The sequence below is a fragment of the Rhodococcus sp. NPDC058521 genome, from assembly GCF_042719695.1.
Lineage (GTDB): Bacteria > Actinomycetota > Actinomycetes > Mycobacteriales > Mycobacteriaceae > Rhodococcus_F.
This window is the reverse complement of the sequence record NZ_JBHXNL010000004.1, coordinates 220,243-231,858: the sequence shown is the minus strand read 5'-3', so window position 1 is coordinate 231,858 and position 11,616 is coordinate 220,243. Positions and strand designations below refer to the sequence as shown.

The 11,616-nt window shown below is 64.9% G+C and carries 11 protein-coding genes; 10 read left to right on the top strand and 1 reads right to left on the bottom strand.

Annotation, left to right across the window (positions count from 1 at the left end):
* Positions 1-388 precede the first annotated feature (388 nt).
* From ACFWO3_RS09150 to ACFWO3_RS09120, 7 genes are all read left to right on the top strand, one after another.
* On the top strand, positions 389-1,918 hold the full coding sequence (locus ACFWO3_RS09150; RefSeq protein WP_378576357.1) for an NlpC/P60 family protein: 1,530 nt from the start codon (positions 389-391) through the stop codon (positions 1,916-1,918).
* A gap of 277 nt (positions 1,919-2,195) precedes the next feature.
* Complete coding sequence (locus ACFWO3_RS09145) at positions 2,196-3,338, top strand: AAA family ATPase (RefSeq protein WP_378576658.1); 1,143 nt, start codon at positions 2,196-2,198, stop codon at positions 3,336-3,338.
* Entirely contained in the window at positions 3,335-4,321 is a 987-nt protein-coding gene (locus tag ACFWO3_RS09140) for a DUF58 domain-containing protein (RefSeq protein WP_378576354.1), read from the top strand. Before ACFWO3_RS09145 ends, ACFWO3_RS09140 begins: the two co-directional genes overlap by 4 nt.
* Positions 4,318-5,298, top strand: coding sequence for a VWA domain-containing protein (locus ACFWO3_RS09135; protein WP_378576352.1), 981 nt, complete (start codon positions 4,318-4,320; stop codon positions 5,296-5,298). Before ACFWO3_RS09140 ends, ACFWO3_RS09135 begins: the two co-directional genes overlap by 4 nt.
* A gap of 79 nt (positions 5,299-5,377) precedes the next feature.
* Positions 5,378-6,127 carry a 3-oxoacyl-ACP reductase FabG1 gene (gene fabG1 / locus ACFWO3_RS09130; protein WP_378576350.1) on the top strand — a complete coding sequence of 250 codons (750 nt, stop codon included), beginning with the start codon at positions 5,378-5,380 and terminating at the stop codon, positions 6,125-6,127.
* A gap of 58 nt (positions 6,128-6,185) precedes the next feature.
* Positions 6,186-6,983 (top strand): NADH-dependent enoyl-ACP reductase InhA, encoded by a 798-nt coding sequence (gene inhA / locus ACFWO3_RS09125; protein WP_378576347.1) that lies wholly within the window; start codon positions 6,186-6,188, stop codon positions 6,981-6,983.
* A 40-nt stretch (positions 6,984-7,023) separates the two neighbouring features.
* The gene (locus ACFWO3_RS09120) at positions 7,024-8,133 is read left to right on the top strand and encodes a ferrochelatase (RefSeq protein WP_378576345.1); all 1,110 of its coding nucleotides are present in this window, start codon (positions 7,024-7,026) and stop codon (positions 8,131-8,133) included.
* Here the strand turns inward: ACFWO3_RS09120 and ACFWO3_RS09115 are convergent.
* Positions 8,099-8,902, bottom strand: a complete 804-nt coding sequence (locus ACFWO3_RS09115) for a hypothetical protein (protein WP_378576342.1) — start codon at positions 8,900-8,902, stop codon at positions 8,099-8,101. The genes ACFWO3_RS09120 and ACFWO3_RS09115 overlap by 35 nt on opposite strands.
* A 67-nt stretch (positions 8,903-8,969) precedes the next feature.
* Here ACFWO3_RS09115 and ACFWO3_RS09110 point away from each other — a divergent pair, with 67 nt between their 5' ends.
* From ACFWO3_RS09110 to ACFWO3_RS09100, 3 genes are read left to right on the top strand one after another with little or no spacing between them, the layout of a single operon-like run.
* Positions 8,970-9,809 (top strand): DUF3097 domain-containing protein, encoded by an 840-nt coding sequence (locus tag ACFWO3_RS09110; RefSeq protein ID WP_378576340.1) that lies wholly within the window; start codon positions 8,970-8,972, stop codon positions 9,807-9,809.
* Positions 9,810-9,817: 8 nt separating this feature from the next.
* Positions 9,818-10,249: an NfeD family protein gene (locus ACFWO3_RS09105; RefSeq protein WP_378576338.1), complete on the top strand. Its 432-nt coding sequence runs from the start codon at positions 9,818-9,820 to the stop codon at positions 10,247-10,249.
* On the top strand, positions 10,250-11,500 hold the full coding sequence (locus ACFWO3_RS09100; RefSeq protein WP_378576336.1) for an SPFH domain-containing protein: 1,251 nt from the start codon (positions 10,250-10,252) through the stop codon (positions 11,498-11,500).
* The last annotated feature ends 116 nt before the right edge of the window (positions 11,501-11,616 follow it).

The following is an 11,616-nucleotide window of genomic DNA, read 5'->3' as shown; positions in this document are numbered from 1 at the left end:
CCCTCCCGCTCCTGCCTCCCGCGCCGCCCGCCCCACCCCGCTGAACACCGCCCACCCCCCCCGTCCCGGGGCCGCCCGGGGCGCGCCGCGCCCCCCCCACTTCTCTCTACTCGCAGTTGTGCCCGCGCAGTGGGGAATTCACTTCCAATTCAGCCTCGACGAATTACTACTGTGTTATTTGTGGCCAAAGTTTCCAAAGCGTCCGGAAGTGTCGTACGGTGCATCTGGCGCTTTTGGGGAAGAAGTGTCGCAGATTGGTGATTGTCGACCCATGTGGCGACGATCGTGGTTCGGGGTATCCGGCCACAGGTGGAACCGACTGCGGTACGGACCTCCCCGCACCGGACACGACTCGTCGCGTTCGGTGTCGGAACCGAGGGAGAGATTTGTGAAGCGACAATCGCCGAGCGGGCCGTACCGCTGGAGTCGCTCTCGCCCGAGAAGTCGCGGTGCGCGCCTCTTGGTCGGAATCAGCATCGTCGGCGCTCTCGTCGGGAGCACTCCGGGATTGGCGGCAGCTGTGCCGCCCCCGCCACCGAACCCCAGCGACGAACAACTCGAACAAGCCGACACCCAGGTGAACGTCGGTGTCGGTCAGGTGAGCGACTTGATCAACAGGGTTGCTCAGGCCGACGCGCAACTCGCGCAACTCGACAACGAGGTCGCGATCAAGCGCGAGGACGTCAACCGCGCTCTCGTCGATCTTCAGAACGCGCGAGGCGTCGTGGACGCGGCCGCGCGCGCAGTCGAACTGTCGCAGCAAGCCCTTCGTGACGCCGGCGCGATGATCGAGTTCGCGCAGACGGACTTCGACAAGTTCGCGGTGTCGAGCTACACGATGGGCGCGAACGTGTCGTCGATCTCGACGTACTTGGGCGCACAGGGGCCAGGCGACGTTCTCGACCGTGCCCAGATCCTCAAGATTCTCGCCGCGAATCAGAACGCGGTTCTCGATGAATTGCAGCGTGCGCGCACCGAGCAGGCCAATCGCGATTCCGAGAATCGCCAAGCCAAAGAGGAAGCGGACGCTGCCGCCGCTGCCGCCGAGTCGAAGAAGGCGGAAGCCGAGCAGTCGATCGAGACGGCCAGGAACGCGCTGGCGGCGCAGACCGAGAAGAAGGCGGCGATCGAAACCGATCGCGCCGCCGCTCAGACACAACTCGACGCGGCGCGTGGCCAGGCAGCCGGGTTGCAAGGCCAACGCGACGCATACGCGTCCTGGGACGAACAGCGAAGGGTTGAAGAAGCGCAGAACGCAGCTATGGCCGCTGCCGCGCAGGAGGCCGCCACCCAGGCCAAGGCACGCCTCGCTGCCAACCAGGCGGCACGGGATCGTGCGGCGGCCCTCGCAGCCGGACAGCGTTCCCACACGGCGCTCGAGGACTCCACCGGTGGGGAAGACTCGACGGAGGACGGCTCCACGGAAGACGAGTATTCGGACGAGTGGAGTGACGAGGATTCCGACACCGAATCGCAGGGCTCTACGCTCACCGGCGAGGCAGCGATCGAGACGGTGATCGACCGAGGGCTGTCGCAGATCGGTGTCACGTACGCGTGGGGTGGTGGCGACGAGAACGGACCGACCAAGGGTATTCGCGACGGCGGTGTGGCCGACAGTTACGGCGACTTCAACAAGGTCGGCTTCGACTGCTCCGGACTGATGATCTACGCGTTCGCGGGTATCGGAATCTCGCTCCCGCACTACACCGGATACCAGTACACGGCGGGGGAGCAGATTCCGTCGTCGCAGATGAAGCGCGGCGACATGCTGTTCTGGGGACCGAATGCGAGTCAGCACGTAGCCCTGTATCTGGGTGACGGTGAGATGCTCGAGGCCCCGCAGTCGGGATCATCGGTGAAAATCTCGCCGGTGCGGTGGGATGGCATGACCCCGTACGCTGTCCGTATGGTGTCGTAGATCATGATGGTCACGTCGTGACGGCATGATCGGGACGTGTTCGACAGTGACTTGTTCAAGACGACCGAGGACTCCGTGAAGCGGATCGCGTTTGGTTACGGCGGGGGTTGCTTGCACCTGGAACAGTCGGGCAAGTATGTGACTCGGGAAGAACGATCTAGGTGAAAGCGGTGGATTCTTGGTGACCTCACGTGACGATGCGGGAGCGAGCGGTTCGGCACGAAAGGACTCCGGTCCGGCGGACCGTCCCGGTACGTCCGGGACGTCGAACTCGGGACTGAACAACTCCGGATCGGCAGGGTCGGGTGCGACCAATGGGTCCGGTGCCAAGTCCACCCCCGCGGCCCCCTCACAGACCCTCGCGTACGACGTGCAGACCCTCGAGCGGGCGATCTACGAGGTCAAGCGTGTCATCGTCGGTCAGGATCGTCTGGTCGAACGAATTCTGGTGGGCCTGCTGGCGAAGGGACACGTCCTTCTCGAAGGTGTCCCGGGTGTGGCAAAGACCCTCGCGGTCGAGACGTTCGCCAAGGTCGTCGGCGGAACTTTCTCCCGTGTCCAGTTCACACCGGACCTCGTTCCGACCGACCTCATCGGTACGCGCATCTACCGACAGGGTCGGGAGGAGTTCGATACCGAACTCGGTCCAGTGGTCGCGAACTTCGTCCTTGCGGACGAGATCAACCGCGCACCCGCGAAGGTGCAGTCCGCACTGCTCGAGGTCATGGCGGAACGCCACGTCACGATCGGCGGCAAGCGGTACCACATGCCCGATCCCTTCCTGGTGATGGCAACTCAGAACCCCATCGAGAACGAGGGCGTGTACCCCCTGCCCGAGGCGCAGCGAGACCGCTTCCTGTTCAAGGTGCTCGTCGACTATCCGTCGGTCGAGGAAGAGCGCGAGATCGTGTACCGGATGGGTGTGGCGGCACCGGAACCACACCAGATCCTGGACCCGGACGAACTGGTGCGCTTGCAGAAGGTCGCGAGCCAGGTGTTCGTGCACCACGCGCTCGTCGATTACGTGGTGCGCGTCATCTCGGCGACCCGTACGCCCGAGGAGTTCGGTCTGCAGGACGTCAAGGGTTGGATTGCGTACGGTGCTTCGCCGCGCGCCACGCTCGGGATCATTTCCTCGGCACGCGCGTTGGCTCTGCTGCGCGGCCGTGACTACGTCGTTCCGCAGGACGTCCTCGAGGTCGTGCCGGACGTGCTTCGTCACCGTTTGGTTCTGTCCTACGATGCCCTCGCGGACGAGGTTTCGCCCGACGACGTGATCGCGAGAGTGCTGCAGACGGTCGGACTTCCGCAGATCGCCGCACAGCCGACCCAGACGCCCTCGGGCGCACCTGTTCCCCCCGGAGCTCCCGGTCAGGTTGCACCCGCCACAGGATCTGCGGCGCTGAGCCAGCAACGGTGAGTGCACGTGCTGCCGGAACGCGAGCGAGTGCACCACCCTCGTTTCGTTCCGGAGATCTTCGTGACCCCCAGCTGTCCGCGGCTCTGCGCACGCTCGAACTGACCGTACGGCGGCGGCTCGACGGTGTGTTGCACGGCGACCATCTCGGTCTCATTCCCGGGCCGGGCTCGGAGCCGGGGGATGCTCGCGAGTATCAGCCGGGAGACGACGTTCGTCAGATGGACTGGTCGGTCACTGCCCGAACCACGCATCCACACGTGCGGCAGTCCGTGGCCGACCGCGAACTCGAAACGTGGTTGATCGTCGACCTGTCGGCGAGCCTCGACTTCGGCACCGCCGATTGCGAGAAGCGTGACCTCGCGATCGCTGCCGCCGCTGCGATCACCCATCTGACAAGTGCCGGCGGCAATCGGATCGGTGCGATCGTGTCCACCGGCGAGCGGACGCTACGCATCCCCGCACGCGGGGGCCGGGTGAACGCCCAGGCCATGCTGCGAAGGATCGCAACCACGCCGCACGCCGGTGACGGCGTCCGGGGCGATCTGCACGGTGCGATCGAGTCCCTGCGCCGGCCCCAACGTCGACGTGGTCTTGCGGTCGTGATCAGCGACTTCCTCGGACCGCTCGACTGGGAACGTTCACTGCGTGCGATCTCCGTCCGGCACGACGTGCTCGGTGTGGAGGTACTCGATCCCCGGGACCTCGAGCTTCCGGACATCGGTGACGTCGTACTTCACGATCCGGAGTCCGGTCGAACGCGAGAGTTCACCACGACTCCGCAGTTGCGCGCCGATTTCGCGCGGGCGGCGTCGCAGCACCGAACTCAGGTCGAACAGGCATTGCGGCGCTGCGGCGCACCGCTTCTGTCGCTCGAAACCGATCGTGACTGGATCGCCGACGTGGTGCGCTTCGTGTCCGCCCGCAAACACAGCTACGGCACCGCGATGAATCGGGGTTCGCAGAATCAGGGGTCGCACAGGTGAGTCTTTCGCAGTTTTCGTCACCGTGGTGGCTGCTGTTTCTTCTGGTGATCGCGGGGCTCGTCCTCGGTTACCTGTGGGTGCAGCGGCAGCGTCACAAGCACACTCTTCGTTTCACCAACTTCGCGTTGCTCGAAAAGGTCGCGCCCGCACGGCCCGGCCGTTGGCGCCACATTCCTGCGTTGCTACTCGTGCTGGCGTTGGTGTTCTTCACGGTGGCGCTCGCCGGTCCGACCGACGACAAGCGGGTTCCCCGCAATCGCGCAACGGTCATTCTCACGATCGACGTCTCGTTGTCGATGCAGGCAACAGATGTGGATCCGAGCCGCCTCGCCGCGGCCCAGGACGCAGCGAAGTCGTTCGCAGAGGGGCTGACACCGGGTATCAATCTCGGTCTCGTGGCTTTCGCCGGCACCGCATCCGTTCTCGTGTCTCCCACCACCAATCGCGACGCAACCACCACAGCGATCGACAACCTTCAATTGAGCGAGCGAACCGCAACGGGCGAAGCCGTGTTCACTTCGTTGCAGTCGATCGACACGTTGTCGGCCGTTCTCGGTGGCGGCGATCAGGCGCCCCCTGCACGCATCGTTCTGCTGTCCGACGGCAAGCAGACCGTTCCAGAGAACCCCGACGACCCACGTGGTGGGTTCACCGCAGCGCGTCAGGCCAAGGACAAGGGTGTCCCGGTGTCGACGATCTCGTTCGGTACCCGCAACGGGTACGTCGACATCGAGGGTCAGCGGATCGGTGTTCCGGTGGACGATCCGTCGTTGCGTGAAATCGCGGACCTGTCGGGAGGCAGTTTCTTCACCGCCTCGAGCCTCGAGGAACTACGCGCGGTGTACGACACCCTCGAGGAACAGATCGGTTTCGAAACCACCCGCGGTGACGCCAGCCGACCCTGGCTGATCCTCGGCGTTCTGTTCGCCACGTCCGGGTTGGTCCTCGGGCTGGTCCTCCGTCAACGACTGCCCTGATCAGGGGATCGATTCATACCGTAGTTCTCACAGCCAAGTCCACGACACATTCCGAAAATCGACCAGATAGGTTGAACGCATGTCTCAAGCAGAAACGAACGGCGCGTCCGCACGGGCCGTGGAGCATCCACGCTCGGTCCTCGTCACCGGTGGCAACCGTGGTATCGGTCTGGCCGTGGCACAAAGGCTCGCCGCCGACGGGCACAAGGTGGCCGTCACACATCGTGGTTCGGGTGCCCCGGACGGGCTGTTCGGCGTCCAGTGCGATGTGACCGACGTGGACTCGGTGGATCGTGCCTTCAAGGAAGTCGAAGAACACCAGGGGCCAGTCGAGGTCGTGGTCGCCAACGCCGGAATCACCGACGACACGTTGATCATGCGAATGACCGAGGACCAGTTCACCAAGGTGGTGGACGCTAACCTCACCGGTGCGTTCCGGGTCGCCAAGCGAGCTACCCGTTCGATGCTGCGAGGCCGCTTCGGCCGCTTCGTCTTCCTCGGTTCGGTCGTCGGCATGGCCGGTGGCCCCGGTCAGGTCAACTACGCCGCATCCAAGGCCGGCATCGTGGGTGTCGCGCGCTCGCTGACTCGTGAGCTCGGGTCTCGTTCCATCACCGCCAACGTGGTCGCCCCCGGGTTCATCGACACCGACATGACTGCGGCCATGGAGGACAAGTATCGCGACATGGCAGTGCAAGCCATCCCGCTTCAGCGCGTCGGACAGCCCGAGGACGTCGCCGCGGTCGTCAGCTTCCTCGCCTCGGACGATTCCGCATACGTCTCCGGTGCGGTCATTCCAGTCGACGGTGGCCTCGGAATGGGCCACTGAGACCTCTTCGGACTCGCGTCACATTCATCGACTTCACTTCATCACAGGAGGAATCCTCATGGGCGGACTGCTCGAGGGCAAGACCATTCTGGTCACCGGAATCATCACCGATTCGTCGATCGCTTTTCACGTCGCCAAGACCGCCCAGGAACAGGGCGCCAACGTGATCATCACCGGGTTCGAGCGTCTGCGGCTCATCGACCGTATTGCCAAGCGTCTCCCGAAGCCTGTTCCGCCGGCCATCTCGCTCGACGTTCAGGACGAAGCGGATCTCGCTTCCCTCGCGGATCGCGTACGTGAGGTCGCGCCCGAGGGAATCGACGGTGTGGTTCACTCGATCGCTTTCGCACCCCGGTCGTGCCTGGGCAACCCGTTCCTGGACGCTCCCTGGTCGGATGTGGGTGTGGCGTTCGAGGTGTCCGCGTACTCCTACGCGGCGCTGGCGAAGGCACTGTTGCCGGTCCTCAACGACAATGCCTCGATCGTCGGCATGGACTTCGACCCCTCGCGGGCGGTGCCGTTCTACAACTGGATGGGCGTCTCGAAGGCTACCCTCGAGGCGGTCAACCGGTTCGTGGCCAAGGAAGTCGGCGATCGCGGAATTCGGTCCAACCTGGTGGCAGCCGGACCGATCAAGACTCTGGCAGCCAAGGCCATCGCCGGTACCGCAACCGGCCCCGCGGCGGAGATGGACAAGCTCAACACCGCCTGGGACGAGCGTGCCCCGATCGGCTGGAACGTCGGCGATCCCGAGCCGGTCGCCAAGACCGTGTGCACGGTGCTGTCCGACTGGCTTCCGGGCACCACCGCCTCGATCGTGTACGTCGACGGGGGCGCGCACGCGATGGGCGGCTGACGAAACCCCGAACGTTCACCCCTGAACGACATCACGCAGTATGGAAGCCATGCATGCCTCTTCTGCAGCGGGCCCGATCGACGTCGAAGTCGATGCCCTGCTCGTGTTGTCGTTCGGGGGCCCGGAGAAGCCCGAGGACGTCAGACCCTTCCTCGAGAACGTCACGAGGGGCAGGGGAGTCCCACCCGAGCGTCTGGATGCTGTCGTCGAGCACTACATGCATTTCGGTGGAGTCTCACCGATCAACGCACTCAACCGTGACATCATCTCTCGTATCGAATCCGAATTGACCGGCGCTGCAAAGGATTTGCCGGTCTATTTCGGAAACCGAAACTGGCACCCCATGATCGAGGACACGGTCGACCGGATGCGGACGGAGGGTGTGAAGTCGGCGCTGGTGTTTCCGACGTCCGCGTGGGGTGGTTACTCGGGGTGTCGTCAGTACCACGAAGACATTGCGCGTGCCCGCGATTCGGTGGGTGACGGCGCCCCCGAACTCCGGAAACTCCGTCAGTATTACGATCATCCGCTACTGATCGACTCGTTCGCCGATGCCGTTCGGGCCGCCCGCCTGCGCCTGTCCTCGGGCGTTCGCGACAAGGCGCGACTGGTGTTCACCGCCCATTCGGTACCCACGAGTGCGGACGCTGCCGCTGGGCCGCCCAGTGCCGGTGGCCACCTGTACAGCCGGCAGGTGGCGGAAGCGGCCCGGCTCACCGCGGGATCGGTGGGCGTCGAGGATTACGACCTCGTGTGGCAGTCCCGGTCCGGACCACCTCACATCCCCTGGCTCGAGCCCGACATCTGCGACCATCTCGACGATCTCGCCGAGGCCGGAGTGCCGGCCGTAGTGGTATGCCCCGTCGGTTTCGTCTCGGACCATCTCGAGGTCGTGTGGGACCTGGACACCGAGGCCGAGGAGAAGGCGCGTGAGTTGGGAATCGAATTCACCCGAGTCGCGACCCCGGGCACGGACGAGCGGTTCGCCCGCATGGTCCTCGAACTCGTCGACGAGCTGACTGCCGGTGGTGAGGTTCGCCGGCTCGGGACGGCACCGCTGTTGGGGGCATCGACCAACGGCAGTCCCTGCGGCAGCGGGTGCTGCGAGCCACCGCTCAGGACGTCCGGGCGGCCCTCGTTGTCGAATTGATCGCAGCCGCGCGAGCGAGGCGTACCGACCTTCCCAGCGGCCGTAGCAGCTCCGCCAGAGTGCCGGAGGCTGCGGTGAGTGGGTCGGCAGGAGACAGCCGTACGGCCGCGGAGAGTATGGCGTCGACGCGATCTGCGGAATCGAGGACCCGCAGTACCCGCGCAGGCGTCGAGTCCGGGTAGCGGTGACGACCGGTATGCGCGAGGGCCTCGGCGATCACTTCTCGTGGATGCGTGGCGGTGTCGGCACCCACGGTGTGTAACCCGGAAATTGCCGAGGCTGCCTCGCGCGTCGCCTCCCGCATCAGGTATTCGGCCTCGCCGAGGGGAATCTGGTCGGCGTCGATCGGTGTCTCGTCGATGGTGTACGCAGTCCACCTCAGGACGTCCGGGCCCTCGACGGTGGGCACGAGTCCCGTGCCGGCGTGTCCAGGCCGGCCGATCAGAACACCCTGACCCGACGATATCGCGCCCTTCGCGAATGCTGTATCGGCAGGCAGGCCGCGTACGTCTCCTGGCTCGGGGAGAACCAGTCGCAGCTCGGACTCCACTGTCGCTTCCCGGCGGAGTGTCCCCAACAGGGTGGCGGCGCCCGAGTCCTGCGGGTCGGGCCAGGGAAGGCCGGTGCGGCCCGCAGTCACGGCGTTCTCGGCACACACCAGGTGCATCGGCGCCCATTCCTGCATGGCGTCGACCACGTCGTCTGGTGCGCTCAGGCCGTGGAGCCACGCGCCGGCCCACGCGGTCAGAGTTGCGCTCGGAGAAGTCACGATCAACCAGCATATGTCGGCGTGGCGGAGTGTGGCGAGCGGTGCGTCTGACATAGCGTTGTCGGCCGTGAGTGGAGGCAGCAGATACGGCGACATCTTTGCAGGACACCCGCGTAGGCAGAAGACTCCGGCACCTACCGTTGTCGCGGAACGCGATCTCGTGGCAGAAGACGCGGCAACGGGTTTCTGTGGTGCGGTCGTCGGATTCGAGAAGACCTACGACGGAGATTTCGTACGCCTCGAGGACGGTGCCGGCCGGACCCGGCTGTTCGCGATGCGGGAGGCCGCGTTCCTCATCGACGGCCGACCGGTGACGTTGACCAAGCCCGCTGCGCACCCGGCGAGCACCGGCCCCGTGCGCACCGCCTCGGGTTCCACCAAGGTCGAGGGACTGCGTGCGCGCACGGCGCGCGCGAGCCGCATCTGGGTCGAGGGTGTGCACGACGCTGCTCTCGTCGAACGAGTGTGGGGTCACGACCTCCGGGTCGAAGGCGTGGTCGTCGAACATCTCGAGGGTTTGGACAACCTGGCCGAGCGCCTGGCCGAGTTCGCCCCTGGACCGGGCCGCCGTGTGGGGGTGCTCGTCGACCATCTCGTGACCAGTTCGAAGGAATCGGGCCTCACGACGGGCCTGGGTCCGCACGTGCTCGTGACCGGCCATCCCTACATCGACGTGTGGGAGGCCGTCCGCCCCGCCGCGGTAGGAATCGAGGCGTGGCCGAAGATTCCCCGCGGCACGGACTGGAAGACGGGCGTGTGCGAGGAGTTGGGCTGGGGTACACCGCGAGACGGCTGGCGGCGGGTGTATTCGGCTGTGAATTCGTTCCGCGACCTCGAAGCGCCACTCCTGGGGGCAGTGGAGCAGCTCGTGGACTTCGTCACCGTCGATTCGTCCGATTCTGGTTAGATGGTGTTGTGGCTGCATTGATTTGGCTGGTAGCGGGGGTGTTGCTCGCCGCGGCGGAAGCGTTGACCGGAGACTTCTTTCTCTTGATGCTCGCAGGCGGCGCGCTTTCCGCGGCGGGGGTCAGTGCCGTTACCGACTTCCCGTTGTGGGTGGACGCAATCGTGTTCGGGGTGATGTCGATAGGACTGCTCGTCGTGGTCCGCCCGATGCTGCTGCGCAGGTACTCGAAGCCACCTGCGATCCCGACGGGCATCGACGCGTTGCCCGGCAAGCAGGCGTTGGTGCTCGAGGAGGTGGGCACCGATACCGGGCAAGTGAAGCTGAACGGTGAAGTCTGGACGGCGCGACCGATGGACACGACCGAGGTGTATCCGCCGGGAACGACCGTGACCGTAATGGAAATTGACGGCGCAACCGCCGTCGTATGGAGGGGACCCTAGATGGAAGCACTCATAGTGCTTGTCGTACTCGTACTACTCGTCGCCGTCGTGGTGGCGAAGTCCGTGGCCCTCGTGCCGCAGGCCGAAGCAGCGGTGATCGAACGCCTCGGTCGCTATTCGCGAACGGTGTCGGGTCAGCTGACGTTTCTGATTCCGTTCGCGGACCGGATCCGCGCGAAGGTGGATCTGCGTGAACGTGTCGTGTCGTTTCCGCCGCAGCCTGTGATCACGCAGGACAACCTGACGCTGTCCATCGACACGGTCGTGTACTTCCAGGTCACCAACCCGCAGGCCGCCGTGTACGAAATCAGCAACTACATCGCCGCGGTCGAGCAGTTGACCACCACGACACTTCGTAACGTCGTCGGCGGAATGACACTCGAAGAGACCCTCACCTCGCGTGACTCGATCAACGGTCAACTCCGTGTCGTGCTGGACGAGGCGACCGGACGCTGGGGTCTGCGCGTCGCACGTGTAGAGCTCAAGAGCATCGATCCGCCTCCGTCGATTCAGGAGTCGATGGAGAAGCAGATGAAGGCGGACCGTGAGAAGCGGGCGACGATTCTGACAGCGGAGGGCCACCGTGAGTCCTCGATCAAGACTGCAGAGGGTGACAAACAGAGTCGTATTCTCGCTGCCGAAGGTGCCAAGCAGGCGTCGATTCTGAACGCGGAAGGCGAACGGCAGTCGCAGATTCTGCGCGCACAGGGTGATCGTGCTGCCAAGTACCTGCAGGCTCAGGGTGAAGCGAAGGCGATCGAAAAGGTCTTCGCCGCAATCAAGTCGGGCAAGCCGACGCCGGAACTTCTGGCGTACCAGTATCTTCAGACGCTTCCGGAGATGGCGCAGGGTGACGCCAACAAGGTGTGGATGGTGCCCAGTGACTTCGGCGATGCCTTGAAGGGTTTCGCCAAGACTCTCGGGGCACCGGGTCAGGACGGCGTGTTCCGGTACGAGCCGTCGACGAACGACGACGACCTGCCCAAGCCGGAGGACGATTCGGAAGAAGTAGCCGAGTGGTTCGAGACCAAATCCGATCCGACGATCGCCGAGGCGGTTCGTGCAGCAGAAGATGTTGCACGTCAGCCGGTTACCGATCCGCTCAAGCCGGGCGGCTCCGCGTCTGCGGCGAAGAAGCCTGCGGAGGAAAGCGGCCAGGGCCAGCTGCCACCGCCCCAGACCGATCAGTCACAGGGTGGCTGGCAGGGCGGCGGACAGCAGCAGTTCCAGCAGCAGCACCCCCAGCAGTAGACGATTCCGCGGGTCGGGGGCCGGTCACCGAAGTGTTAAGGGGGCCCCCCCTCGCGCCAAAACCCCCATGCCACCCCACCCACCATAAAGAACCCCAGATTTAAATGTTAGAACAG

Coding starts and splice junctions, on each gene's coding strand:
- fabG1 (WP_378576350.1), top strand. CDS start 5,378: ATGTCTCAAGCAGAAACGAACGGCGCGTCCGCACGGGCCGTGGAGCAT.
- inhA (WP_378576347.1), top strand. CDS start 6,186: ATGGGCGGACTGCTCGAGGGCAAGACCATTCTGGTCACCGGAATCATC.
- ACFWO3_RS09120 (WP_378576345.1), top strand. CDS start 7,024: ATGGAAGCCATGCATGCCTCTTCTGCAGCGGGCCCGATCGACGTCGAA.
- ACFWO3_RS09100 (WP_378576336.1), top strand. CDS start 10,250: ATGGAAGCACTCATAGTGCTTGTCGTACTCGTACTACTCGTCGCCGTC.